The sequence below is a fragment of the Marinobacterium sp. MBR-109 genome (assembly GCF_040547565.1).
Taxonomy (GTDB): Bacteria; Pseudomonadota; Gammaproteobacteria; order Pseudomonadales; family Balneatricaceae; genus Marinobacterium.
Genome location: NZ_JBEPPZ010000008.1, coordinates 164085 through 188820, shown reverse-complemented (window position 1 = coordinate 188820; position 24736 = coordinate 164085). Strand labels below are relative to the sequence as shown.

Annotated in this window: 22 protein-coding genes and 1 rRNA gene; 13 read left to right on the top strand and 10 right to left on the bottom strand. The window is 58.5% G+C overall.

Features of this window, described 5'->3' with window-relative positions; all coding sequences use genetic code 11:
• A 5S ribosomal RNA gene (gene rrf / locus ABIE60_RS16565) occupies positions 1-74 on the top strand; the annotation flags it as partial.
• Between the two features lie 126 nt (positions 75-200).
• On the opposite strand, the gene pyrE is transcribed toward rrf, so the two are convergent.
• Entirely contained in the window at positions 201-848 is a 648-nt protein-coding gene (pyrE, locus tag ABIE60_RS12090) for an orotate phosphoribosyltransferase (protein WP_354469643.1), read from the bottom strand.
• 169 nt (positions 849-1017) lie between these two features.
• Here pyrE and ABIE60_RS12085 point away from each other — a divergent pair, with 169 nt between their 5' ends.
• Positions 1018-1791: an exodeoxyribonuclease III gene (locus tag ABIE60_RS12085; RefSeq protein ID WP_354469641.1), complete on the top strand. Its 774-nt coding sequence runs from the start codon at positions 1018-1020 to the stop codon at positions 1789-1791.
• Positions 1792-1830: 39 nt separating this feature from the next.
• Here ABIE60_RS12085 and rph read toward each other — a convergent pair whose 3' ends face one another.
• Complete coding sequence (gene rph / locus ABIE60_RS12080) at positions 1831-2601, bottom strand: ribonuclease PH (protein ID WP_354469640.1); 771 nt, start codon at positions 2599-2601, stop codon at positions 1831-1833.
• Positions 2602-2696: 95 nt separating this feature from the next.
• On the opposite strand from rph, the gene ABIE60_RS12075 reads away from it, so the two are divergent.
• From ABIE60_RS12075 to spoT, 7 genes are all read left to right on the top strand, one after another.
• On the top strand, positions 2697-3560 hold the full coding sequence (locus ABIE60_RS12075; protein WP_354469638.1) for a YicC/YloC family endoribonuclease: 864 nt from the start codon (positions 2697-2699) through the stop codon (positions 3558-3560).
• A 646-nt stretch (positions 3561-4206) separates the two neighbouring features.
• Positions 4207-5226 carry a TRAP transporter substrate-binding protein gene (locus tag ABIE60_RS12070; protein ID WP_354469637.1) on the top strand — a complete coding sequence of 340 codons (1020 nt, stop codon included), beginning with the start codon at positions 4207-4209 and terminating at the stop codon, positions 5224-5226.
• A 64-nt stretch (positions 5227-5290) separates the two neighbouring features.
• On the top strand, positions 5291-5863 hold the full coding sequence (locus ABIE60_RS12065; RefSeq protein ID WP_354469635.1) for a TRAP transporter small permease: 573 nt from the start codon (positions 5291-5293) through the stop codon (positions 5861-5863).
• 36 nt (positions 5864-5899) lie between these two features.
• Positions 5900-7183: a TRAP transporter large permease gene (locus ABIE60_RS12060; protein ID WP_354469634.1), complete on the top strand. Its 1284-nt coding sequence runs from the start codon at positions 5900-5902 to the stop codon at positions 7181-7183.
• 88 nt (positions 7184-7271) lie between these two features.
• A complete protein-coding gene (gene gmk / locus ABIE60_RS12055; protein WP_354469632.1) occupies positions 7272-7901 on the top strand; it encodes a guanylate kinase in 630 nt (209 codons plus the stop codon).
• A gap of 56 nt (positions 7902-7957) precedes the next feature.
• Positions 7958-8170, top strand: a complete 213-nt coding sequence (gene rpoZ, locus ABIE60_RS12050) for a DNA-directed RNA polymerase subunit omega (RefSeq protein ID WP_091826252.1) — start codon at positions 7958-7960, stop codon at positions 8168-8170.
• An 82-nt stretch (positions 8171-8252) separates the two neighbouring features.
• On the top strand, positions 8253-10376 hold the full coding sequence (gene spoT, locus ABIE60_RS12045) for a bifunctional GTP diphosphokinase/guanosine-3',5'-bis pyrophosphate 3'-pyrophosphohydrolase (RefSeq protein ID WP_354469631.1): 2124 nt from the start codon (positions 8253-8255) through the stop codon (positions 10374-10376).
• 24 nt (positions 10377-10400) lie between these two features.
• On the opposite strand, the gene ggt is transcribed toward spoT, so the two are convergent.
• Positions 10401-12143: a gamma-glutamyltransferase gene (ggt, locus tag ABIE60_RS12040; protein ID WP_354469629.1), complete on the bottom strand. Its 1743-nt coding sequence runs from the start codon at positions 12141-12143 to the stop codon at positions 10401-10403.
• On the bottom strand, positions 12140-12625 hold the full coding sequence (locus ABIE60_RS12035; RefSeq protein WP_354469627.1) for an asparaginase domain-containing protein: 486 nt from the start codon (positions 12623-12625) through the stop codon (positions 12140-12142). The genes ggt and ABIE60_RS12035 overlap by 4 nt, the downstream gene beginning before the upstream one ends.
• A gap of 100 nt (positions 12626-12725) precedes the next feature.
• Here ABIE60_RS12035 and ABIE60_RS12030 point away from each other — a divergent pair, with 100 nt between their 5' ends.
• Entirely contained in the window at positions 12726-14042 is a 1317-nt protein-coding gene (locus ABIE60_RS12030) for an aminoacyl-tRNA deacylase and HDOD domain-containing protein (RefSeq protein WP_354469626.1), read from the top strand.
• Here the strand turns inward: ABIE60_RS12030 and ABIE60_RS12025 are convergent, their stop codons facing one another.
• Positions 14043-15971: an ATP-binding cassette domain-containing protein gene (locus tag ABIE60_RS12025; RefSeq protein ID WP_354469647.1), complete on the bottom strand. Its 1929-nt coding sequence runs from the start codon at positions 15969-15971 to the stop codon at positions 14043-14045.
• Between the two features lie 21 nt (positions 15972-15992).
• Here ABIE60_RS12025 and ABIE60_RS12020 point away from each other — a divergent pair, with 21 nt between their 5' ends.
• Entirely contained in the window at positions 15993-16478 is a 486-nt protein-coding gene (locus ABIE60_RS12020) for a TIGR02444 family protein (protein WP_354469624.1), read from the top strand.
• A 62-nt stretch (positions 16479-16540) separates the two neighbouring features.
• Entirely contained in the window at positions 16541-17236 is a 696-nt protein-coding gene (bamJ, locus tag ABIE60_RS12015; protein WP_354469622.1) for a BamJ family beta-barrel-assembly machinery protein, read from the top strand.
• 90 nt (positions 17237-17326) lie between these two features.
• On the opposite strand, the gene ABIE60_RS12010 is transcribed toward bamJ, so the two are convergent.
• Both ABIE60_RS12010 and rsd read right to left on the bottom strand, forming a co-directional pair.
• Positions 17327-18307 (bottom strand): WD40 repeat domain-containing protein, encoded by a 981-nt coding sequence (locus tag ABIE60_RS12010; protein ID WP_354469621.1) that lies wholly within the window; start codon positions 18305-18307, stop codon positions 17327-17329.
• 2 nt (positions 18308-18309) lie between these two features.
• Positions 18310-18774: a sigma D regulator gene (gene rsd / locus ABIE60_RS12005; RefSeq protein ID WP_354469619.1), complete on the bottom strand. Its 465-nt coding sequence runs from the start codon at positions 18772-18774 to the stop codon at positions 18310-18312.
• A gap of 138 nt (positions 18775-18912) precedes the next feature.
• Between rsd and ABIE60_RS12000 the strand changes: the two genes are divergently transcribed.
• The gene (locus ABIE60_RS12000; RefSeq protein WP_354469618.1) at positions 18913-19311 is read left to right on the top strand and encodes a flagellar basal body-associated FliL family protein; all 399 of its coding nucleotides are present in this window, start codon (positions 18913-18915) and stop codon (positions 19309-19311) included.
• A 3-nt stretch (positions 19312-19314) separates the two neighbouring features.
• Here the strand turns inward: ABIE60_RS12000 and gshA are convergent, their stop codons facing one another.
• The 3 genes from gshA to pyk form a co-directional block, all read right to left on the bottom strand.
• Positions 19315-20886: a glutamate--cysteine ligase gene (gene gshA, locus ABIE60_RS11995; RefSeq protein ID WP_354469616.1), complete on the bottom strand. Its 1572-nt coding sequence runs from the start codon at positions 20884-20886 to the stop codon at positions 19315-19317.
• 66 nt (positions 20887-20952) lie between these two features.
• Positions 20953-23217 (bottom strand): Tex family protein, encoded by a 2265-nt coding sequence (locus ABIE60_RS11990; RefSeq protein WP_354469615.1) that lies wholly within the window; start codon positions 23215-23217, stop codon positions 20953-20955.
• Positions 23218-23235: 18 nt separating this feature from the next.
• Complete coding sequence (gene pyk / locus ABIE60_RS11985) at positions 23236-24687, bottom strand: pyruvate kinase (RefSeq protein ID WP_354469613.1); 1452 nt, start codon at positions 24685-24687, stop codon at positions 23236-23238.
• Between the last annotated feature and the right edge of the window lie 49 nt (positions 24688-24736).

The following is a 24736-nucleotide window of genomic DNA, read 5'->3' as shown; positions in this document are numbered from 1 at the left end:
AACTCAGCAGTGAAACGCGTCATCGCCGATGGTAGTGTGGGGCTTCCCCATGTGAGAGTAGGTCATCGCCAGGCACTTAATACCAGAAACCCCGGTCTCGTTGAGGCCGGGGTTTTTGCATTGGGGCGGATAAACGCCAGGCAAAAGAAAGGGCCCGGCGCTCTCCCTGCGGCGGGCCCTGTCACTGAATTAATGTTTGCTCAGGATTTGATCCCGTATTCGGCACGATAGGCTTCAATAGCGGCCAGTTGAGAGTCCATATCTCCTTGCTCGCGCAGGTACTGCACCAGATCGTCCAGGCTGATGATACTGATGACTGGCATGGCATAATCACGCTCCACTTCCTGAATGGCTGACAACTCGCCTGTGCCGCGTTCCTGTCGGTCCAGCGCTATCAGGGTAGCAGCGGGTGTTGCGCCTGCCTGTTGAATGATCGCCATTACTTCACGAATGGCTGTGCCAGCCGTGATTACATCGTCAATGATCAAGACACGTCCTGCAAGCGGTGCACCCACCAGGCTACCGCCTTCACCATGATCCTTCGCTTCCTTGCGGTTGAATACGTAAGGGATATCGAGATCATGTTCATTGGCCAGGGCCACACAGGTGGCGGCTGCCAGAGGAATGCCCTTATAGGCAGGGCCAAGCATCACGTCGTATTCAATGCCGGCATTCTGCAGTGCTGCAGCATAGAAGCGGCCCAGCTGAGCCAACGCAGATCCTGTATTGAACAAGCCTGCATTGAAGAAATAGGGGCTCTTACGACCTGACTTCAAGGTGAACTCGCCAAAGCGAAGAACCTCTTTTTTCAAGGCAAAGTCGATAAAATCACGTTTGTAGTCGAGCATCTTTTTCTCCGCATGCAGGTGAGTGTGGCGCTAATAATACCTGCTGGGGCTTTTCCCATCCACGTCAGGGCCTGTAGAAAAATTTCAATTTCAGGGGCGCAGCCGGTACAATTCCGCTTTGACCTTCCATCCCAGATTCGTTCGAATACGCTCACGGGGCAAAGACAGTATGCGTGTGATTACCTTCAATACTCAGGGTATTGAACAGGCAGCAGATAATGGCTTTTTTGACTGGATGGCCCAGCAGGATGCTGATGTAGTGTGCCTGCAGAATCTAAAGGCAAAAGAGTACCAGCTTGATGGTGATCGCTATCACCCGGAAGGATATCATGCGTATTTCTTTGACGCCTTCGAGGACGGTTTCAGCGGTGTAGCCATCTATACACGGCATCTGCCGAAGGCGATCATGACAGGCCTTGGCTTTGAGCAGTGCGATTTCAACGGCCGTTTTATCCAGGCAGACTTCGACAAGGTCAGCGTCAGCTCGATGACCATCCCTTCCGGCCTGCGCAGTGAAGAAGCTCAGGCCGGCAAAATGGAGTATCTGGAGCTGTTCATGGGCCACCTGAAAAAAACGCTGCGAAAACGCAGAGAGTTTATTTTCGCCGGAACCTTCAATATTGCCCACAGACCAGTGGACCTGAGCAACTGGTATGTCAATCAGCGGGTATCAGGTTTCCTTGCAGAAGAGCGGACCTGGATTGAAGAGGTTCTGGACGAGATGGGCTATGTCGATGCTTTCAGAGAGGTTAACAAAGCTGAGCGACAGTTCACCTGGTGGCCGGACTATAATCGTGCCTGGTCGCTGAACGAAGGTGCACGCCTGGATTACCAGATTACAACGGCCAACTTGCGCAAGGTTGTCAAAAGTGCGCGCATTTACCGTGATCAAAGGTTCTCGGAACATGCACCCCTGACGATCGATTACGACATCGATATCTGAAAACACCAGCCGCCGGCAATGAAACCAGCGGCTGGCTGTTCAGCCTGCCAGTGCCTGCTTTTGCAGCTCGACCAGCTCGGAAATGCCCTTGCGAGCGAGATCCAGCATTGCGTTGAGTTCCTCCTGGGAGTAGGGCGCGCCCTCTGCTGTTCCCTGTACTTCAATGAAACCACCGGCTTCAGTCATGATGACGTTCATGTCAGTCTCGGCTGCGGAGTCTTCGGCATAGTCCAGATCCAGTACTGCTTCACCTCTGTAGATGCCCACAGAGACGGCAGCGATCATCTGTTTGACCGGGTTACCCTTCATGGCGCCGTTTTTGTCCTGCTTCAGTACGTTGATGGCATCCATCAGGGCTACGCAGGCTCCCGTAATTGAAGCCGTGCGCGTGCCTCCATCTGCCTGAATGACATCACAATCGATGGTGATCGTATTTTCGCCGAGCTTTTTCAGGTCGAGCGCTGCTCTGAGGGAGCGACCGATCAGGCGCTGAATCTCGATGGTACGGCCTGTCTGCTTGCCGCGGGCGGCTTCGCGGTCAGAGCGAGTGTTGGTTGAGCGGGGCAGCATGCCATATTCAGCGGTAACCCATCCGGAACCGCTGCCGCGCAGGAAACGTGGAACGCCGCGATCAACTGTGGCGGTACAGATCACCTTGGTATCACCAAACTCCACCAGAACAGAACCTTCTGCGTGGCGAGTGAAGTTGCGGGTGATGCGAATGTCACGCATCTGGTCCGCCTGTCGGCCGCTTGGACGCATTTTGTTCAGCCCGAGGTTCTGTATCTGTTCGGAGAAGCTGGAACTCATGTTACCTACCCTTGGTCGCTGTCATGGCCCGCGCAGGACTGGCCGATGACTGTTAAAATGGATCAGGTAGCAATTCTAATAGAGATCGCCTGATTATGACACGAAGCATGACCGCCTTTACTCGCCAGGAGCAGCAACAACCCTGGGGGACTCTCATTTGGGAGCTGCGTTCAGTGAATCACCGCTATCTTGAACCGCATTTCCGTTTGCCCGAATCCTTGCGTGATATCGAAGGCAAGCTGCGTGAACAGCTGCGTCAGCTTCTGAGTCGCGGCAAGGTTGAGTGTACGCTGCGCTTTATCCCGGAACGCGGCACTGAGTCGATGCATGTTGATCAGGCACGCGCACAAGAGGTCATTGCTGCGCTGACTCAGGTCAGCGAGTTGTTGTCCAAGCCGCAGCCAATCAACCCGATGGAGGTGATGGCCTGGCCAGGCGTGTTGCAGGAGTCAACGTTGGATATGGCAGAGGTCAAGGCTCATGCATTGCGCTTGTTTACACAGGCCTTGAAGGATCTGGTTGCCGGACGTGAGCGTGAAGGGACTGAACTGGCAGAGCTGATTCAGCAGAGGCTGGCTGCCATTGAGCAGATCACGGCGGATGTCCACACACTGATGCCGAAAATCCTGCAGGGGCAGCGTGACAACTTGCGCGCCCGGCTGACCGAGCTTAGTGCGGAACTGGATACAGCACGCCTTGAACAGGAAATAGTACTGATTGCACAGAAGGCGGATGTGGACGAGGAGACCGACCGTTTACAGACTCATGTGCAGGAGGTGCGCCGTGTGCTCAAACAAAAAGGACCAGTCGGGCGGCGGCTGGATTTTCTGATGCAGGAGCTGAATCGAGAGGCGAATACTCTGTCCTCCAAGTCGATTGTCGCCGCAACCACACGCAGTGCGGTTGAACTGAAGGTGCTGATCGAGCAGATGCGCGAGCAGATCCAGAATATCGAATAGATGGCAGTGTCCGTCGTGCCCTGGACATGTGTACGGGCTTTGATCCGTTTGCACGGTTTGATTGATGCATGAAGTGCCAGTGGTTCAGGTCAAGGAGCCGGTTCGGGTGCCCAGCGGGCAACGTTGATGCCTTCCGGGTCAAATTGTTCTGCCTGCCTGTTCAGATTGAAATGGCGACCGCCGCGCGGATCTGCACCGACACCTGCGATGTACTGCCCTCGGCCGCACTTCATCAGTACCGGGTTGTCATCCAGTCGCGGTTCGTGGGTCTGCCCGTAGAGACTAATGCGGGCGCTCCGTTGGATCCGAGCTTGATACGCAGTTTTTCAGCAATCAGGTGCAGACGGTCAGATCGGGAGGCCGTGCGAATATGGAAATTATGTATGAGTTCGTTGGATATGGACTGTCCGGCTTCTGCAGTTAAAATCGTCAAATATCACTGAATTTGGTGTTAATTTGCTGTTTTAAGGCATTGTTTTTTATTCTTTCCGAATCCGCCGGAGGCGTCGGTTCAGTTTTTGCATTGATATACATAGATGTGCTAAGTATTTAAAAAGGAACTATTCTGTAACGGGAGCGGCGGTGCCCCGGGGCCAGCATCTGGTTGGGCGCCTGTTTCGCAAACCCTGGATTGGAGACCAAAATCATGCACAAGCTCAAGACACTGGTAGGCGCCTGTACGGTGGCATTGGCAACACTCGGAGCGACGACGTCAGCCCAGGCTGCAACCTGGCGCTATGCGTTCGAGGAAGCCATTACCGATGTACAAGGCGTCTATGCCACCAAGTTCAAGGAGCATATTGAAGCCAATTCCGACCATAACATTCAGCTGTTTCCCTACGGTACGCTGGGTGAGTCTGCTGACACCATGGAGCAGACACAGGCCGGGTTGCTCCAGTTTGTCGACCAGTCTCCGGGCTTTACCGGTTCCCTGATCCCTGAAGCGCAAGTGTTCTTCATTCCCTATCTGCTGCCGGAAACCCATGAGGCACTGGACAGCTTTTTCCGCAACAGCAAGGCTATCAATGAAGACTTCAAGGAAATCTATGCACAGCATGGCCTTGAACTGCTGAAAATGTTTCCAGAAGGTGAAGTGGTCATTACCACTCAGAAGCCGTTCGAAAAGCCGGCCGACCTTAACGGTGTCAAAATCCGTGTCATGACCAACCCGCTTTTGGTGGAATCCTACAAGGCATTCGGTGCAACACCCACGCCACTGGCCTGGGGGGAGGTGTATGGCGGCCTGCAGACCAACATCATACAGGGACAGGAAAACCCGCTGTTCTGGGTCGAGTCTGCCAAGATGTATGAAGTCAGCGACGTCATTACCTTTACAGGCCATAACAACTTCACCACTGCCGTGATGGCCAACAAGCGCTTCTTTGATGGACTGCCCGAAGCTGATCAAGCCCTGATACATGAGGCGATGGACGTGGCGTTCGACCACATCATGGAGTACCAGAAGGGGCTCAGTGAACGTTCACTGGAGAAAATTCTTGAGCAGAAGCCCGAGATTGAAGTCGTGCGTCTGACAGAAGAGCAGCGCGCCCCGTTCCGCGCCGCGGCCAAGGATGTTGAAGCCAAATACATCGAAATGACAGGCGACAGCGGCAAGGCTTTGCTGGAGCAGTTCAAGCAGGACCTGGAAGCGGCAACCGCCGAATAACCGGGATACAGGAAAGAGAGGGCCCGGCGGCTCTCTCTTGCCTGATCGCTGAGTGGAGGCCTGAATGTCCGCTGACACCGATATATCGAGTAAGCCTGTTTCAGCTCTGCCCGGACCACTGGGGTATCTGGATCGCTGGCTTGGGCATGCCGAGGCATTGATCCTGGGTGCCGGGGTGCTGCTGATGGCACTGAATACCGTAGCCAATGTGGTTGGACGCTTCGTGTTTCAGCACAGCTTTTTCTTTACCGAAGAAGTGAACCGCATTCTGATCGTCATGATCACCTTTGCCGGTATTGGCTATGCTGCACGCCATGGGCGACATATTCGCATGTCGGCCCTGTTCGATGTGCTGCCGGCGGGCGGCAGGCGCTGGCTGATGATGCTAATTGCGCTGGTGACGTCGCTGGTAATGTTTGCACTGGCCTTCTTTTCCATTCGTTACATCGGCTCGGTGGCCAGCTCCGGGCGGGTGCTTTCGTCGTTGCAGATACCGGTTTGGTGGATATTTCTTTGGGTACCGGTCGGCCTGAGCGTGACCGGCGTTCAGTATCTGTTGACGGCGCTTAAGAATCTGCTTTCTTCCGATGCCGTGTATCTGTCGACTGAAGTGAGAGATGGGTATGACCGGAACTGACGCCGTGTGTGGTCCTCTGCTGAAGGGAGTCAATAAATGACCGCCATTATGGTCAGCACCATGATCGTGCTGCTGCTGCTTGGATTTCCGATGATGATTCCGCTGATTGTTGCGGCTTTCATCGGTTTTTACAGCATGTTTGGCGGCTTTGATCAGATGGATTTCATGATCCAGCAGTTCATGGCCGGTATTCGCCCCACCTCTCTGATCGCGGTCCCCATGTTTATTCTGGCAGCGGATATCATGACCCGGGGGCACTCGGCTGATCGTTTGATCGACATGGTTATGAAGTTCATTGGTCATGTGCGGGGCGGACTGGCGATCAGTACGGCGACCGCCTGTACCCTGTTCGGGGCTGTTTCCGGTTCAACGCAGGCAACGGTAGTGGCTGTCGGCTCCCCCCTGCGCCCCAAGATGCTCAAGGCGGGCTACAAGGACAGCTTTGTGCTGGCGCTGATCATCAACTCCAGCGATATCGCTTTCCTTATTCCACCCAGCATCGGCATGATCATTTATGGTGTCGTATCCAACACCTCAATATCAGAACTGTTTATCGCCGGTGTCGGACCGGGTCTACTGATTCTCGGCATGTTTGCGCTCTACAGCTATATCTACGCCTGCATTAACCGCGTGCCCACGGAAGAAAAGGCCAGCTGGTCCGAGCGTTGGCAGGCCGTGCGCAAGGCGATCTGGCCACTGGGCTTCCCTGTTATCATTGTTGGGGGCATCTATGGCGGCATATTCAGCCCGACCGAAGCGGCAGCGGTGTGTGTACTCTACGCCGTCATTCTCGAGTTCATCGTGTTCAGGGCTCTGAAACCCGCCGAACTTTACAAGATTGCCAAATCGACCGGTCTGATCACGGCGGTCGTGTTCATTCTGGTAGCGGCCGGAGCGGCCTTTTCCTGGATCATCTCCTTCGCGCAGATACCCCAAACCATTATCGCCTCACTGGGGCTGGCCGATGCCAGCCCTACAGGGGTGCTGATCGCGATCTGTATCGCGTTCTTTATCGGCTGCATGTTTGTCGATCCGATCGTGGTGATTCTGGTATTGGTGCCGATCTTTGCCCCGCTGGTTGCTTCTGCAGGGCTTGATCCCGTGTTGGTTGGGGTGCTGATCACGCTACAGGTGGCCATCGGTTCGGCAACCCCGCCGTTTGGCTGTGATATCTTCACCGCGATCGCCATATTCCGGCGCCCCTATATTGAGGTGATCAAAGGGACTCCACCTTTTGTCTTCATGCTGATACTGGCAGCGGCCTTGCTGATCATCTTCCCGCAGATCGCTTTGTTCCTGCGTGACCTGGCGTTTGGCTAAGGGTATTGCGAAGCAGGGTGCTGGGTCAGTCTGGAGCTGCATGCTATAGTTTCGGTTCGCAATCAGGATGACATCGGGACAACAGGCAATGACTCAGCTCACAGGCACACTGTACATTCTTTCCGCCCCCTCTGGCGCTGGCAAGACCAGTCTGGTCAAGGCTCTGCTGGAGCAGGACCCTCAACTGGTGGTATCGGTATCCCATACCACACGGGCAAGACGCCCCGGTGAAGTGGGCGGCCAGGATTACAATTTTGTCAGCATGGATGCATTCAATGAGCTGATCGAGCAGGGCCAGTTTCTTGAATATGCCGAAGTGTTCGGCAACAAGTACGGCACCTCCCAGCAATGGGTGCGTGAGCAGCTGGCTGCAGGGCAGGATGTGATCCTTGAGATTGACTGGCAGGGTGCCGAACAGGTCAGACGTTTGATGCCCGAAGAAGCCGTAACGGTTTTCATTCTGCCCCCCAGTCGAGCCGCTCTGCGTGAGCGCCTTACCAATCGGGGCCAGGACAGTGATGCCATCATCGCCGGGCGGATGTCTGCTGCGGTAAGTGAAATGAGCCACTATCCGGAGTATGACTATCTGGTGATCAACGACCGATTCGAGGTGGCACTGGATCAGCTGGCCAGCCTGTTCAAGGCGCGGCGGTTGCGGCAGGAGGTGCAGCAGCAGTTGCAGGCCGAACTGCTGAGTGAGCTCTTGTCTGAGCGCTGAAACCCCCGTAGACTTATCTGTCTTTTCTCTGGCTCCAACCCTGTCTGAGGTCCGCAATGGCACGAGTAACCGTTGAAGATTGTCTGGAAAATGTCGAAAACCGTTTTGAATTGGTGATGATCGCATCCAAGCGTGCGCGCCAGATCGCAGTTGGCGGCAAGGACCCCAAGGTCGATTGGGAAAACGACAAGCCCACCGTTGTTGCCCTGCGTGAAATCGCCGAAAAACTGGTCGATCGCAGCGTGCTGGATGAGCAGGTACAGCGCTGATCTTTCCCCCGCACGCGTAATACGGCATCATCAGGGTTATATGGCTGGCCCAAGTGCCAGCCTTGGCCTGACGGAGTGATAGATGCCGACCATTGATGCCCTTTCACATCGCCTCGAAGAGTATCTGACACAGGATCAGATCGCTCGGGTACGTCGCGCCTATTTCTATGCCGAACAGGCCCATGATGGTCAACGTCGTAAAAGCGGCGAACCCTATGTGACTCACCCACTGGCGGTGGCTAACGTACTGGCCGGCATGCACATGGATCACCAGAGTCTGATGGCGGCCATGCTGCATGATGTAATCGAAGACACCGAGATCGACTATGCCGGTATCGAGGGCCAGTTTGGCACATCGGTGGCCGATATCGTGGACGGTGTCTCTAAGCTGACCCATCTGGAGTTCGAGACCAAGGCGGAAGCCCAGGCCGAGAACTTCCAGAAAATGGTGTTGGCGATGGCGGAAGACATTCGTGTCATTCTGGTCAAGCTGGCGGACCGGCTGCATAACATGCGTACCCTCGGTGCCATGCGGCCTGACAAGCAGCGCCGCATTGCCCGCGAAACCCTCGATATTTATGCACCCATTGCCGCGCGTCTGGGTATGCGAGACCTGCAGGTTGAACTGGAAGATCTGGCATTCCAGTCCTATTACCCGATGCGCGCCAAACGTATTCGTCGAGCGGTGGTGCATGCACGTGGCCAGCGCAAGGACATCATTGAACAGGTGCGTGAATCGATTCAGGCCCGACTGGATCAGGAAGGGCTCAGCGGCAGTGTCTCAGGTCGCGAGAAACACCTCTACAGCATCTACCGCAAGATGAAGGTGCAGCGCAAGGCATTCGCCGACATCATGGACGTGTTTGCCTTCCGTATCGTGACCGGCAGTGTTGACGACTGTTACCGTATCCTGGGGACAGTCCATAATCTGTATAAGCCTGTACCGGGCTGTTTCAAGGACTATATCGCCATTCCCAAGGCCAATGGCTACCAGTCACTGCATACGGTGCTGTTCGGCGCCCGAGGCATGACCATCGAGGTACAGATACGTACCCGTGACATGGATGCAGTCGCCAGCCAGGGGATTGCCGAACACAGTCATTACAAGGTCAAGGGCAGCACCGAAAGCGCACTGGGCTCCTACAACCGTGCCCGCAAATGGGTACAGGGGCTGCTGGAAATGCAGCAAAGCGCCGGCGACTCGATGGAGTTCATCGAGAACGTGAAAAAGGACCTGTTCCCGGACGAGGTCTACATCTTCACACCCAAGGGGCGCATTCTGGAGCTGCCACGCGGCGCGACACCGGTGGACTTTGCCTACGCCGTGCATACGGATGTGGGCAATTCCTGCGTTTCCTGTCGTATCAATCGTCGCCTGGCCCCCCTGTCCGAACCTCTGGAAAGTGGCCAGACGGTCGAAATCATTACCACACCGCGAGCACAGCCCAACATGGCCTGGCTCAATTTTGTGGTGACCGGCAAGGCGCGGACCAGCATCCGCCATTTTCTGAAGAATCAGCAGCGCAATGAATCGATCGAGCTGGGACGTCGGTTGTTGAGTCAGTTCCTGGGCAACTATGGTGCCAGCCTCGATGATATTGACCCTGACCAGCTTGCTCAGCTGCTGGACGAGGCTGAGTTCAAGCAATTGGATGACCTGCTGGAAGATATCGGCATGGGCAATCGCATGGCGTATGTGGTGGCGCGCCGACTGCGGCCTGCCGAGCATGTGGAGCAGGACCCGGGGCTGACGGAACAGGGCCGGCCTCTGGCCATTCGGGGCGCCGAGGGGATGGTGATGCAGTATGCTCGCTGCTGTCACCCCATTCCCGGTGACAGCATTATCGGTCACATCAGCAGCGGTCGAGGGCTGGTGGTACACCGTACAGACTGCCGCAACATCGGCTATCTGCGCGACAATCCCGAGAAGACGATCTATCTGGAATGGTCAGCGCCACACAGCAACGAGGAGGAGTTCGTGGTTGGGCTCTACCTTGAGGTGGAATCCCAGCGCGGCATCATTGCCAACCTGGCCACGGCCGCAGCCAGTGTGGGTGCTAACCTGCTCAAGATCGACAGCGGTGAGCGCGATGGTCAGCTGTTCAGCGTGCACATGGAGCTGACCGTTTACAACCGTGTCCACCTGGCGCGGGTAATTCGCAAACTGCGCAGCCTGCGCTCGGTCAACCACATCAACCGCCAGTAAGCATACGGCTGGTGGGCTGGCGGTTTATTGGCCCAGTGCCGTCCCTTCCCGACGGGGGTCGACCCCCGACTCCCAGCGACCGTCCGGCCGCTGGCGAATGGCGTGCACGCCGCTGTTCAGTTCCCGAATACTCACGCGATGCCCCATATCCCTGAGCTCGAACAGCAGTTGCTCGGCGGAGGTGGACTCCTCCAGTTCGGTATCGCCGTTACGGTTGCTGACGTTGGGCTGGTAGAGGGTATCCTGCAGTGACATATCGGTATGCAGCATCAGCAGCAGGCTTTGCGCCACATAGTTGATGATGCGGCTGCCCCCGGGAGAGCCCAGCGCAGCGATCGGGCGGTTATCGGCGTCGAACACTATCACTGGTGCCATTGAGCTGCGTGGGCGCTTGCCGGGCTCAACCCGATTGGCCACGGGCACGCCGTTGATCTCGGGGATAAAGGAAAAGTCGGTGAGCTGGTTATTGAGCAGAAAGCCGCCCGCCATCAGGGTGGAGCCGAATGCCATCTCGATACTGCTGGTCATCGACAGCAGGTTACCGTCTCTGTCTCGAATGACAAAATGGCTGGTTGATGGCAGCTCGGGCGAATGATCATCAGTGCGGGCCAGCTCCACGGGCTGGCCCGGTTGTGCCTGCCCCATATCGTGCTCAGAGCTGATGAGGCTGGCGCGCTGACGCAGGTAGGCAGAATCAAGCAGCGCAGCTGTCGGGATCTCGACAAAATCCGGGTCAGCCAGATAGCGACCGCGGTCGGCATAGGCCAGCCGGCTGGCCTGGGTAAACAGGTGCGCAAAACCACTGCTGTCATGGGGCAGCGTGTGCAGAGGTGTGTGCTGCAGCAGGCCCAGTATCTGCAGCAGCGTCACACCACCCGAGGTGGGCGGTGGAAAGCCACAGACACGGTATTCACGATAGGGCAAACAGATCGGCTCGCGCTCCCGCGCACTATAGCTCGCCAGATCCATGCGGCTGAGCATGCCGGGGTTGTCTTCGGCAGCAGCTACGCTGGTTAGAATCCGGTCTGCCAGAGGGCCGTGATACAGGGCGTCGGCCCCTTGGGCGGCGATCAATCGCAATGACTCGGCCAGCTCAGGGTTGCGCAGCAGCGTACCGGCAGGCAGTGGTGCACCGCTGCTGTCATAAAAGTACTGACGGCTGGCCGAGTAGCGATCCAGCCCCGGGTTGACTCTGTCCGCAATCAGCCGGTGTAACCGGTTGCCGATATGGAAGCCCTGCTCGGCACGGGAAATGCCGGCTTCAAACAGCACCGGCCAGTCCAGTCTGCCGTGGCGCTGATGGGCCAGTTCAAGCATCCGCAATACCCCCGGGACGCCAACTGAGCGCCCGCCTACCAGCGCTTCATGCCATGGCATGGCGGTCCCGTCGGATTGCAGGAACAGACCTTCAGTGACGCCCGCCGGTGCCGTTTCGCGACCATCATAGGCATGCAGTGTCTGGCTGGACTGGTCCCAATAGAGCAGGAAGGCCCCGCCACCAATGCCGGAGGACTGGGGTTCCACCAGTGTCAGCATCGCCTGAATGGCGATGGCCGCATCCAGTGAGCTGCCGCCCTGCTGTAAAATGTCAAAGCCCGCTTCTGTCGCCAGAGGGTGTGCCGTGACCACCAGCGACGCGTCGGCGATGACGCGCTCAGGGTGTTGCCAGCCGGTAGCGCTCTCAGGTGCAACCGACTCGTTGACGGCCCAGACAACGGAAACCTGAAGCGCCAGTATGGCGACACAGGCTCTGCTAAAAATGTTCATGCACGCTCCTGAAACTGTCCCGCCGCACGATTCTTGATGGTCTGTTCGGGCTTGAACACGCGCCCATTCATGAAAATGTACACGCCTGCGGGCAGTGTCTGTGCCAGAGCGACGGCTCCCCCCAGATTGAAGGCTGCATCGCTGTCGCGAAACCGGGCCGGCTGCATGGCGCCGGTTAGGACAATGGTACGATCGTTCAGTGTCTGCAGAACGCGCGCCGTTTCAATCATGGTGTCGGTACCATGGGTGATGACGATATGACGGCAGGCACCGGCCGCGATATGGTCACGAATCATCGTGCGGTCATGCGCGTCCATTTCAAGGCTGTCCTTGCGCAGCAGGCTTTCGATGCTGTATTCGCAACTGACACCGGCGTGTGCCAGAAGCTCGGTCACAGCCGGTTCGCCGATGCGATAGTCACTGAGTGCATCGTAATAGACCTTGTCGATTGTGCCACCGGTTGTCAGAATCTTGATCTGCATTGGATGCCTGTAGCCCCTGTTTCCGTTATTCTTAATGCAAGCTTAAAGCATCAAATAGTGTCACAAAAGCGCCAACTAATCCGCCAGCGGAGAAAAAATCTTGTCTGTAGATATCGGTACAACCTCAGAGATGAGCACCCCGGCACAGCAGGTTCGGCTGGTGTTGCTGCATGATCGTCAGGGCAAGGTGCTGGCGCTGCTGCCATCATCGCGGATGCTGGATCTTGCGGCGGTCGCCAAGCTGTGCGGACGCGAGCTGCAGCCGGCACGGGTTGATGATGCACAGCGCTTTTTTGCACAGCCAGGCCTGCAGACAGAGGCCGGTCAGAAACAGCTGTTGTCGTTGCCCCTGCTGCTCGACAGTGGTCTTGGCGAAGCGCCGTTGACCTGCAGCGAGTTTCACTCCGGCCTTGGCTTTACGCTCAACCGCCTGCCTGAGCATGAACAGATCAGTCGTGGACAGGTCAGCTGTGATCCGGCAGCCAGCGGAGTCGGGGTTGCCGGGCTGGATGATGCGGCCGTGATCACCCGGGCCGTTGAACGCTTCACCAGCTTGCGGGTTCAGCAACGACTGGAAGATACGCTGGGCCTGCCGGGTCTGTCTCAGACCATGCGCAAGATTGTGATGCTGCGCTCGGACCCGGAGGCAGGCGTTGATGAGCTGGTGCCGGTCGTGAAGCTGGACCCCAGCCTGTCCGCACAGGTAATGGGCTGGGCTGCTTCGCCCTATTACGCGGCCCCCGGGCGCGTGCGTTCCATTGAAGATGCGGTGATTCGGGTGCTGGGATTCGATCTGGTGATCAATCTGGCGCTGGGGATCGCCATGGGACAGGTGTTGCGACTGCCCGAGGATACCCCGCGGGGTACGGTGCCCTACTGGGAGCAGGCGATCTATACGGCCACGCTGAGCGAAAAACTGGCACGGTCCATCCCGCTGGAGCGACGCCCCCGTCCGGGGCTGGCCTATCTGGCCGGCTTGTTGCACAACTTCGGTTATCTGGTGCTTGGGCACCTGTTCCCACCCCATTTTTCGCGCCTGTCACGTCATATCGAGGCCAATCCTCAGCTGGAGCAGAGCCTGATTGAGCAGGAGGTGCTGCACGTCACTCGTGAGCAGATTGGCGGTTGGCTGCTGGAAAGCTGGAAGCTGCCGGCAGAGGTATCGGTGGCCGTGCGCTATCAGCATGAACCGGGTTTTAAGGGCGAACACGCGGAATATGCTCACTTGCTGTATCTGAGCAGTCGGCTGCTGCGCCAGCAGGGGATGAGCGCTGGTCCGGCAGGGCCGCTGCCGGATGGGCTGATTCAGGAGCTGGGGTTGAAACAGGCGGACATCGAACAGGCCATGCTGGCGCTGAAGGCCGATGCGGAAGGGCTGTCGCAGCTGTCCGACCTGTTCAGTGGCTCGGTGAGCTGATCAGTCGTCGAGGGATTGTTCCAGTTGCTCCAGCGCTTCGAGCTGGTCCAGCCAGTCGGCTTCAATCTGTTCCTGCTGCTGTCTCAGCTCTGCCTGTTGCTGCAGCAACGCCTTCAGTTCTGTCTTGCGGCTGTCACTGTACAGGTCCGCATCTCCCAGCTGCGTCTCGATATCGCTTATTTGCGTGCTGACCTGCTCCAGCTGCTGCTCCAACCGAGCAACTTGCTGCTTCAGCGGTCGCAAACGGGCGCGCTGCTCAGCCTGAATGCGCTTGAGTTCCTTTCGCTCGGCGGCACTGAGTGAACGCTCGGTGGAGCTGTCGTCGGCGGTCTCAGGTTCGTTGCGCTTCTGCTCTTCCCGGCGTTGTTGGGCCAGCCACTGGTGATAGTCCTCCAGATCGCCATCAAACTCGCTGATCTGACCGTCGGCCACCAGCAGGAACTGATCGACCGTGTTGCGCAGCAGGTGTCGATCATGCGAAACCAGAATCAGCGCACCTTCAAAGGCCTGCAATGCCAGACTCAGCGCGAGTCGAACCTCCAGGTCCAGGTGGTTGGTCGGTTCGTCCAGCAGCAGCAGGTTGGGTTGCTGCCAGGCGATCAGGGCCAGCGCCACGCGCGCCTTTTCTCCACCGGAAAAGCGCCCGACCGCATCAAGTGCATCGTCACCGAGGAAACCGAAACTGCCGAGGAAGTTGCGCAACTCCTGATCCGTGGCGTCCGGGCTGATCCGCTGCAGGTGCAGCAGAGGGGATGCATCCATGTCCAGCGCTTCGAGCTGGTGCTGAGCGAAATAACCGACTCTCAGGTGCTCGCCTTCGTGACGCTCACCTGACTGCAGTGGCAGATCGCCAACCAGCGTCTTGATCAGTGTGGACTTGCCGGCGCCGTTGGCACCGAGAAGCCCGATGCGGGCGCCGGGGATCAGGCTCAGGGACTGCCCCTTGAGGATGGTGCGATCAGGGTAGCCCAGATCAGCCTCGGTCAGGGTCAGCAGTGGTGAGGAAATCTTGTCACTGGTATCGAAGCGAAAGCTGAAGGGCGAGTCCACATGAGCCGGCGCGATCTGCTCCATGCGCTCAAGCTCCTTGAGCCGACTCTGGGCCTGCTTGGCTTTGGTGGCCTTGGCACGGAAACGGCGCACAAACTGTTCTATCTGTTCGACGCGAGCCTGCTGTTTTTCGAATGCGGCCTGCTGCTGTGACAGCTTTTCGGCGCGAAGGCGCTCGAATGCGGTGTAGTTGCCCTTGTAAAGGGTCAGGGTCTGCTGGGCCTGATGTACGATATGGCCCACCACGTTGTCGAGAAAGTCGCGGTCGTGAGAGATCAGCAGCAGGGTGCCGGGGTACTGGCGCAGCCACTGTTCCAACCAGATGGTGGCATCCAGGTCCAGGTGGTTGGTCGGTTCGTCCAGCAACAGCAGATCCGAGGGACACATCAGTGCCTGGGCCAGATTCAGTCGGATGCGCCAGCCGCCGGAAAAACTGTTCACCGGTCGGTGTGCGTCATCCGGTGCAAACCCGAGCCCGGCAAGTAGCTGGTGGGCTCGGGCTTCGGCGCGATAGCCGTCCATCGCATCCAGCTCGGCATGCAGCTCGCCGATCCGGTTGGCCTGATGCTCTGCTTCGGCTACTGCCAAGGCTGTTTCAACGGCACGCAGGCGGTGATCGCCGTCAACCACATAGTCCAGCGCACTGCGCTCGGATGTGTCCACTTCCTGTGCCATGTGGGCAATGCGCAGCCGTGCGGGCAGCTGCAGCTCGCCGCCATCGGGCTGCAGCTCGCCCAGCAGCAGCTTGAACAGGGATGATTTGCCCACGCCATTGGCGCCGACAATACCTACCTTCCAGCCGGCATGAAACGTCAGGCTGGCCTGTGCTAGCAACTGTTGGGTACCGCGATGTAAGCTTAGGTTCTGTATCTGAATCATGGCGCGGGATTTTAGCACAGCATGAGTCTGGAAAATCCTCTCTGGCAGTATGCATTGACACTTTATTCTCGGCCGGGGGTTGAACAATGCTGCCTGCAGTTGCAGGATCAGGGAGCCGTGGTCAATCGCCTCCTGTTTGCCTGCTGGCTTGCCAGTCAGGGCATCAGGTTTGATCGCGATCGGTTGCACCAATCAGACAACCGTTGGCAGCCTGAGGTTACCCGGCCACTGCGGGCGGTGCGCTTCAGGGTGCGTGAGCAATTGGCCGCGCTGCCCGAGGCTGAGGCCTGTTATCGAGCCCTGCGTCAGGCGGAGCTGGCGGCAGAACAGCTGGAGTTCATGCTGCTGTGGCAACAGGGTCAGAGCTGGTCACCCGACAGTCAGGTGAGTGAGGCGCTGTTCCGGCACAACCTGCAGCAGGCCTGTGGTGACCGCTGCAGCCAGGCCACGGGTGCGCTTCTGCTGCAACTGCAGTCGGCTGCGATTGTGCTGGTTGAAGATGACTGAACTTTCCTCCGGACAGGATGTACTAACAAGAACATGTCCGAACAACACTAAGGATTCAAATGATGAAAAAAAGCATGCTGGCGCTGGCGCTCAGCGGAGCACTGGCTTCAACGGCGGCGGTGCAGGCACAGACACTGGAAACTGAACAGCAGAAGCTGAGCTACAGCCTGGGGTTGATTCTGGGTGAACGCATCCAGGCCGATGTTGAGGAGCTGGATATCAACGCCTTCAGCCAGGGTGTCGAAGCCGTGTTCTCCGGTAAGGAACCGGCTCTTGATCAACAGCAGGTTGCCGAGGTGATGCAGGCATTCCAGAGCCGCAAAATGGAAGAGCAGCGTCAGGCAATGGCAAAGCTGGCCGATGAAAACAGCGCCAAGGGCGCTGCCTACATGGCCGAAAACGGTGCCAAAAAAGGCGTCAAAACCACCGAGTCTGGACTGCAGTATGAAGTACTGACAGCCGGCAAGGGCAAAAGTCCCAAAACCACGGATACCGTCAAGGTCCACTACCGTGGCCATTTGATCGATGGCACCGAGTTTGACAGCTCCTACGCCCGCAACGAGCCGGTTTCTTTCCCGCTCGATGGAGTGATTCCGGGCTGGACCGAAGGTTTGCAGCTGATGAAGGAAGGTGGCAAAAGCCGTCTGGTGATTCCGGCTGACCTGGCTTACGGCCCGGGTGGTATGGGCAATGCGATCGGCCCGAACGAGACGCTGGTGTTCGAAGTGGAGCTGCTGGAAGTCAATCCTTCAGAGTAAGGTTGTTCCGGTCAGGGTGGGCTCGCTGCCTTCAGACAGAGGCAGCGGGCTCGCCGGCCATCGCTGCTGTCGCCAGCCGTACCTTCCAGATTACCTGAGCCAGTTCATGACCCCGTTGGACCCTGCAGCCAGCCAGCTGTTTCCGTCCGCACCAAACGCCAGTGCAATGATACCGGTACTGGTGGGTCCGTAAGCGGCGCGCTTGTGCCCCTTCCAGCGTTTGATCAGCTCACCCCGGTTTACATCCCAGAGCTCTACCGTACCATCTGCACGTCCGGCCAGAAGGCGATCACTGTTGTCCGAAAAACGGGCGCTGAGATAGCTGAGCTTGCGTGGAAACAGGGTCTCGTTGCCACTGAGGTGGAACAGCGCCTCCCCGCTGGATGTATCCCAGACCAGTGCCTGATCCAGACTGCCGGAGCTGAACGCAAAACGACCATTGGGTGAAAGCGCAACGGTGTCGACCGTATTGCCAAGTGTCACCTGTTGCAGCATCTGGCCGCTGTCGAGGTCCCACAGGCGGGCGCTGTAGTCATCTGCCCCGGTCAGGGCCGTGCGTTCGTCGCCACTGAGGGCAACGCTGCGCACCCGTGCCTGGTGGCGGAGGCTGGTGCGGATACCGCCATTACGAATATCGAAGTAGACTGCCTCATGGTTGGCCAGCCCCAGCAGTGCAAAGGCACCGCCGCTGGACAGGTCGGCTGCGAGAATCTCGCCGGGTGAGCTCCAGAAGCCTTCTGCCATGCCGGTATCGACGCTCCACAGCACCAAGTCCTGTGGGTTTGCAGTCAGGGCGTAGCGACCATCGGGGGAAAAATCCACCGCCGGTAACACCGAGAATACGCCAGGCTGGTGGTTCCAGTCATACAGGCGAGCTTCATTGTTCAGATCCCAGAGACTGCCGCCATGGGTCACGGCACCGACCAGTGCATGCCCACCGCCGGGGGCAATGGCCGTACTGTAGGCACCGCTTTGCTCTGTCAGCTCAAGCCAGCGGTTTGGCGAGTGGGCGCTGCCGTCACAGCCGGCAATAGCGAGTGCAGACAGCAGCAGGCAGGCGGATCGTTGCACGGCTATACCATGTCCTTGTGGGCATTGTGCAGCGTTTCGATGAGCTGATCTTCCAGCTCAAAGCGCTCTTCCAGAGCTTCGCCCAGTGCCGACAGATCTTTCGAAAGTTGGCACAGCTGACGCAGGGTGGGGCGTTCCAGCTTGCCATAGTGATCATTGAAATCCAGCGATGAGTCAGTGGAAGGCTGAATTTTCGGAAAGATTGCCTGAGAGCGCTCGAGGCTGCCGTCAGCGAACTCGCTGCCTTCTCGCAGCAGCTGCTCGTAGACCTCGAAGTGGCCCGAAGACAGGTAGTCCATCAGCAGCACACAAAACTCTGACAGGGAGCTGTTGAGCGGGTCACCGGCTTCCTGCCCCTGCAGGGAAACGAACACTGAAATCAGCTGCTGTCGCTCCTCCAGCCAGTGATCAATGATTGTGCTGACACCACCCCAGCGTTCTTTGGCGTCACGGCATTTTTCCAGCATGTTCGATCCCTCCCGATTGACTGCCTCAATACTACTGCCAGGCAGTCGACAGGTGCAACAAGCAACCGAAGGCATGGAGATTGCGCCCCGGGCAGCGGTATACTGAATTTTTGCACAAACGATGCGGAGAGTTTTGGGATGTGGAAAAGCAAAATGCTGGCACTACTGCTGCTGGTTGCCAGTGTCAGCCTGCCTGCGCAGGCGGAAAAAACAGCTGAAGACTACATCAACTACATTGAGCTCAAGCCCTTTGTGACCAACTACGGTGGCCCGGGGCCTGTCCGTTTTCTGAAGGCTGAAGTCACCATCCAGGTGGATGATCCGGCAGCACATCACGCCGTGAATGCCCATGTTGCGCACATCCGCAATGACCTGGTGTTTCTGTTCTCGGGTGTAACGGAAGAGGATTTAGGCAGCATCGCCGCCCAGCAGGTATTGGCAGAACGAGCCCTGCAGACGGTACAGCAGCTGCTGAAGCAAGAGACCGGCAACACGCATGTGGCCGACCTCTTTTTTACCAGCTTTGTAACCCAGTAGCGTTCAGCGTGCCACGTAGTCGGCCAGGAACTGATCAAACGGCGGCTGTTCGGCCTGTTCCAGTTCAGCCTGTTCTGCCAGCGAGCGAGCGGCTTCGTCCAGCAGGGATTGCTTCACGGCAGGATCGATAAGGGGCTCAATATTGGTTCGATGCTCTGAGCTGATTGCCAGTACCCACTCACTGTAGCCCATGCCGCTTTCACGCAGCGCCTTCAGCACCTGGGCCGAAGGTGTCAGCGCAGAGTCTTCCAGCTTGGCTCGCTGCAGCGAGACAGATCGGCGGTAGTGATCGGTGCCCTGTGCATCGTCCAGCAACGCAGCGGTTTTGGCTACCTTATCCAGTACCTGGTAGCCCAGTGCCTCGCGGCTGACTTCACCGGCCGGTGTCAGCAGCGTAAGACCTGGCTCGCGGCCACGGTTGACGATGCGGCTGTGGTTTTCAGCCACCATCCGGCACTCGGCTTCGTCCAGGTCATCGGCCTGTCCCAGCAGGCAGCTGATCAGGAAGACATTGAGAAAACGGGCCTGGTCCAGATCCATGCCCAAGGGCAGCAGCGGGTTGATATCGGTGTTGCGTACCTCGACATACTCAACCCCGCGCTTGATCAGGGCGTGCACGGGCTTTTCCCCTGACTGCGTCACCCGTTTGGGGCGGATGTCGCTGTAGTATTCATTTTCGATCTGTAGCACGTTGGTGTTGAGCTGACGGTATTCGCCATCGACTTTGACGCCAATGCTTTCATAGGCCGGGTGCGAGGTATGAATCGCCTGCTGCAGCGAGTCGGCATAGCTGTCCAGATGGTTGAAGCAGATCTGCAGCGATGCCTGAGCCTTGTTGGAATAGCCCAGATCGCTCATGCGCAGGGAGGTGGCCCAGGGCAGGTAGAGCGTATTCGCATTCAATGTTTCCAGCTGGTGAGATCGCCCAGCCATGAAAGAGGCAGACAGCGCCGGGGAAGCCCCGAACAGATACAGCAACAGCCAGCTGTAGCGACGGAAGTTGCGGATCAGGCGGAAGTAGCTGGCGGATCGGAATTCCTGCAGGCTGTCATGGTTTTCGCACATCGCCTGCCACTGTGGCCAGAAAGCTTCCGGCAGGGAGAAGTTGTAGTGAATGCCTGCGATGGTCTGCATCATCTTGCCGTAGCGGTATTTCAGCCCCTGACGGTATACATGCTTGAGCTGGCCCACGTTGGAGCTGCCATAGTCGGCGATGGGGATTGCATCCTCTCCGGCAATTTCACATGGCATACTGGCACACCAGAGCTGTTCATCACCGAGCTGCTGCCAGCTGAAGGCGTGCAGATCGGAAAGAAATGCCAGCGCCGCCTCCGGACTTTCGTGTACCGGGGTGATGAACTCCAGCAGCGCTTCAGAGTAGTCGGTCGTGATGTACTTGTGAGTCAGAGCCGAGCCCAGCCCTTGAGGGTGGGGCGTCTGCGCGATCTGGCCGTCCGGGCGCACTCTCAGGCCCTCTTTCTCGATGCCCTGCAGGGTCCGAGTAAGGAGGTTGGCACAGCCCCGGCGGGCCAGAAGATCAAGTTGGTGTTCCAGAGTTGCCAGCACCGTCATCATTCCTGTCACTTGCGTTGAAGGGGCGCATTATACGTCCTGCCCCGGTTTAAATGCATCCGCTTGCTGTCAACGGTCCGGTTTGAGACCGGCTGCTCGCAGCTTGTCTGCCAGTGTTCCGCTTGCGGTGGGTGCCGACGCCGGACGTGATAACGGGGCGGGCTGCCCGGTCGCGCCGGTTGGCTGCCTGCCGGAGCCCGACTTCATGCTCAGCGCAATCCGCTTGCGTTTTTCGTCTACTTCCAGCACTCGGACCTGTACGATCTGGCCGCTGCTGACCACCGTATGCGGATCACTGATAAAGCGGTCGGCCAGCTGGGAGATGTGGACCAGTCCGTCCTGATGCACCCCGATATCGACAAAGGCACCGAAATGGGTCACGTTGGTGACGACCCCTTCCAGCTCCATGTCAGGCTGCAGATCTTTCAGGGTTTCGACGCCGGCGGCATACTGTACCGAGCGAAACTCCGGGCGTGGGTCACGGCCGGGCTTTTCCAGTTCGGCGATTACATCGCGAAGGGTATAGGTGCCATAGCCCTGCGCTTCCAGCCGGGCTCTGTCGACCTGCTGCAGCGCCTCCGGCTGCTGCAGCAGAGCCTTCAGCGGTAACTTGCAGCTGCTGGCAATCGCTTCGGCAAGGGGGTAGCTCTCCGGGTGGACCGCCGAGTTGTCCAGCGGCTCTTCGCCATCACGAATGCGCAGAAAGCCGGCACACTGCTCGAACGCCTTTGGCCCCAGACGCGGCACCTTCAGCAGCTGGCGCCGGTTGCGCAAGGCACCATTGGCATCGCGCCAGGCGATGATGTTCTCGGCCGTGGTGCGGTTGAGGCCGGCTACATGGCTCAACAGGGCTGCCGAGGCGGTGTTCACGTCCACACCGACGTGGTTGACGCAATGTTCAATCACGCCGGTCAGCGCGTCACCAAGGCGGTTCTGATCGACATCATGCTGGTACTGGCCCACGCCGATCGATTTGGGATCGATCTTGACCAGCTCTGCCAGTGGGTCCTGCAGCCTGCGCGCGATGGATACGGCACCGCGGATGGTGACATCCAGATCGGGGAATTCAGCCGCCCCCTGTTCGGATGCCGAGTAGATGGAGGCGCCGGCCTCGTTGACCAGTACGGCCTGTATATTCTGTTGTGGCAGAGCCTTGCACACCGCCTGTGCCAGCTGTTCGGTCTCACGCGAGGCGGTGCCGTTACCCACGGCGATCAGTTCGATCCGGTGCCTTTTCGCCAGAGTGGTCAGGGTGTGGAGGGCTTTGTCCCACTGCTGTTGCGGTACATGCGGGTAGATGGTTGCGTAGTCGACCAGCTTGCCGGTGGCGTCGATAACGGCCACCTTGACGCCGGTACGCAGGCCCGGGTCCAGCCCAAGAGTGGCACGTGCCCCGGCCGGAGCGGCCAGCAGCAGATCCTGCAGGTTGCGGGCAAAGACCTCAATGGCGGCCAGATCAGCCTGTTCGCGCAGGCGCCTGATCAGTTCGGTCTCCAGCGAGGGACGCAGTTTTTTCTGCCACGCCTGCTGCAGTGTTTGTTGCATCCAGCTGTCGAGCTGGGCGGGGCGCAGGCGCTGGCGTTTGGCCATCTGCTCTTCCGGCCAGCCATCGAGCGCTTCCGGCAGTTGCAGGCTGGCCTTGAGTACGCCTTCGGCTACCCCGCGCAACGCAGCCAGTGCACGGTGCGAGGGAACCCGTGCGATCGGCTCGGCGTAGTCGAAGTAATCTCGGAACTTGCTGTCCGGGTCCGCCTTGCCACGGGCGGCACGTACCTGAAACTCGCCCTGCTGCCACAATCGCTGGCGCAGTTCGCCGATCAGCTCGGCATCTTCGCTCAGGGTCTCCAGCAGAATCTGGCGTACACCCTCGGCCACGGCATCGGTATCGGTGAATCCGGCTTCAGGGTTGAGAAACTGCGTCAGCCTGGCGGTGGGCAATCGCCCCTGCTGCAGGGCTTCCAGCGCCAGCGGCTCCAGTCCGGCCTCACGTGCTTCCTGAGCCTTGTTGCGCCGTTTGGGGCGGTAGGGCAGGTAGAGATCCTCAAGGCGGGCGCGGCTGTCGGCTGTCAGCAGGGCCTGCTCCAGTTCCGGCGTCAGCTGCTGCTGTTCACGCAGGCGGCCAAGAATCGCTTCGCGTCGGCTTTCCAGCTCACGCAACTGGCCCAGACGTTCGTGCAGCTGGCGCAACTGGGTATCATCCAGTGCTCCGGTCTGCTCCTTGCGGTAACGGGCGATGAAGGGAATGGTGGCGCCTTCATTCAGCAGGGCCAGCGTAGCCGCTACCTGAGCTGGGCGGATGCTCAGCTCGGTAGCCAGTTGTTGTTCGATTGTCATGGGCGCTCGTGTTCAGGCTCAGGGGAGCTGCAGAATCTGCAGCGAGTTGGTGCCGCCATGCTCGCCGAGACGAGCGCCGCGGGTCAAGATGATGCGGTCGCCGCTGCCAAGCAGTTCTCGAGCCTGAAGGCCGGCCAGAATTTCGTCGTTGAGGCGCTCTTCGCTGACGGCGGTGGCATCGAAAAACATTGGCATCACGCCACGGTAAAGCGCCATGCGGCGCAGCGTGCGGTCATTGCGGGTAAGGGCAAAAATCGGGATGCCGGAGCGAATGCGCGACATCCACAGCGGGGTCGAGCCGGACTCGGTCAGGCAGATGATTGCCTTGATGTTCTCCACGCCGTTGGCGGTGTACATGGCAGCACGGGCGATCGCTTCGTCGGTGCGGGTACACAGGTGATCCGGTGCCACAGGGGCTGGACGCGACAGCTGATGCTTCTCGGCACCCTGGCAGATACGGGTCATCGCCTGCACCACCTCCACCGGATAATTGCCGGCGGCGGTTTCCGCCGAGAGCATGACCGCATCGGTACCGTCGAGAATGGCGTTGGCCACATCGAACACCTCGGCACGGGTCGGCATCGGGTTGAGAATCATGGTTTCCATCATCTGAGTGGCGGTGATCACCACGCGATTGAGCTGGCGTGCACGCTTGATGATATGTTTCTGCACACCGATCAGTTCGGCATCACCGATCTCGACGCCCAGGTCGCCCCGCGCCACCATGACGCCATCGCAGGCGTTGATGATCTCGTCCAGTGCCTCTGGTGTGGCGACGGTTTCGGCGCGCTCTACCTTGGCGATAATTTCGGCGCGGCTGCCGGCGGCTTCCAGCAGCTCACGCGCGACGTTAAGATCCTCGGCGGTACGCGGGAAGGAAACGGCGACATAATCCATCTCCAGCTCGGCGGCTACCTTGATGTCGTGCCGGTCCTTGTCGGTCAGCGCAGCGGCACTCAGGCCACCGCCCTGCCGGTTGATACCCTTGTTGTTGGACAGGGGGCCGCCGACCGTCACTTCGGTTTCAATGCGACTGCCATTGATCTCCAAAACCTTTAACTGTACGCGACCGTCGTCCAGCAACAGGACATCACCCGCGCTGCAGTCCTGCGGCAGTGCCTTGTAGTCCACGCTGACGGCATTCTGATCACCGGCGGTTTCATCCATACCGGCATCCAGCGTAAAGCGGTCGCCGATCGCCAGCTGGATAGGCCCTTCCTTGAAGCGGGAGATACGAATCTTCGGGCCCTGCAGATCGCCCAGCAGCGCCACGGACTCACCGGTGCGGCGGCTGGCCGCACGCACGGCATCCACCCTGCGGCGGTGATCGGCTGCGCTGCCATGCGAGAAGTTAAGACGTACCGTGTTTACGCCGGCACGGATCAGTTCATCAATCACGCCGGCTTTGTCAGTAGCAGGGCCCAGAGTGGCAACAATTTTGGTACGCTTAAGCATCTGTTTGGATCTCATGGTCGAGGATGGGACGGGAGCTGCGACTAAAGTATGATTCTGCATCTGT

Excerpts from the sequence above, each read along its gene's own strand:
- pyrE (WP_354469643.1), bottom strand. The coding sequence starts at position 848 with ATGCTCGACTACAAACGTGATTTTATCGACTTTGCCTTGAAAAAAGAG.
- ABIE60_RS12085 (WP_354469641.1), top strand. The coding sequence starts at position 1,018 with ATGCGTGTGATTACCTTCAATACTCAGGGTATTGAACAGGCAGCAGAT.
- rph (WP_354469640.1), bottom strand. The coding sequence starts at position 2,601 with ATGAGTTCCAGCTTCTCCGAACAGATACAGAACCTCGGGCTGAACAAA.
- ABIE60_RS12075 (WP_354469638.1), top strand. The coding sequence starts at position 2,697 with ATGACACGAAGCATGACCGCCTTTACTCGCCAGGAGCAGCAACAACCC.
- ABIE60_RS12070 (WP_354469637.1), top strand. The coding sequence starts at position 4,207 with ATGCACAAGCTCAAGACACTGGTAGGCGCCTGTACGGTGGCATTGGCA.
- ABIE60_RS12065 (WP_354469635.1), top strand. The coding sequence starts at position 5,291 with ATGTCCGCTGACACCGATATATCGAGTAAGCCTGTTTCAGCTCTGCCC.
- ABIE60_RS12060 (WP_354469634.1), top strand. The coding sequence starts at position 5,900 with ATGACCGCCATTATGGTCAGCACCATGATCGTGCTGCTGCTGCTTGGA.
- gmk (WP_354469632.1), top strand. The coding sequence starts at position 7,272 with ATGACTCAGCTCACAGGCACACTGTACATTCTTTCCGCCCCCTCTGGC.
- rpoZ (WP_091826252.1), top strand. The coding sequence starts at position 7,958 with ATGGCACGAGTAACCGTTGAAGATTGTCTGGAAAATGTCGAAAACCGT.
- spoT (WP_354469631.1), top strand. The coding sequence starts at position 8,253 with ATGCCGACCATTGATGCCCTTTCACATCGCCTCGAAGAGTATCTGACA.
- ggt (WP_354469629.1), bottom strand. The coding sequence starts at position 12,143 with ATGAACATTTTTAGCAGAGCCTGTGTCGCCATACTGGCGCTTCAGGTT.
- ABIE60_RS12035 (WP_354469627.1), bottom strand. The coding sequence starts at position 12,625 with ATGCAGATCAAGATTCTGACAACCGGTGGCACAATCGACAAGGTCTAT.
- ABIE60_RS12025 (WP_354469647.1), bottom strand. The coding sequence starts at position 15,971 with ATGATTCAGATACAGAACCTAAGCTTACATCGCGGTACCCAACAGTTG.
- ABIE60_RS12020 (WP_354469624.1), top strand. The coding sequence starts at position 15,993 with ATGAGTCTGGAAAATCCTCTCTGGCAGTATGCATTGACACTTTATTCT.
- bamJ (WP_354469622.1), top strand. The coding sequence starts at position 16,541 with ATGAAAAAAAGCATGCTGGCGCTGGCGCTCAGCGGAGCACTGGCTTCA.
- rsd (WP_354469619.1), bottom strand. The coding sequence starts at position 18,774 with ATGCTGGAAAAATGCCGTGACGCCAAAGAACGCTGGGGTGGTGTCAGC.
- ABIE60_RS12000 (WP_354469618.1), top strand. The coding sequence starts at position 18,913 with ATGTGGAAAAGCAAAATGCTGGCACTACTGCTGCTGGTTGCCAGTGTC.
- gshA (WP_354469616.1), bottom strand. The coding sequence starts at position 20,886 with ATGATGACGGTGCTGGCAACTCTGGAACACCAACTTGATCTTCTGGCC.
- ABIE60_RS11990 (WP_354469615.1), bottom strand. The coding sequence starts at position 23,217 with ATGACAATCGAACAACAACTGGCTACCGAGCTGAGCATCCGCCCAGCT.
- pyk (WP_354469613.1), bottom strand. The coding sequence starts at position 24,687 with ATGAGATCCAAACAGATGCTTAAGCGTACCAAAATTGTTGCCACTCTG.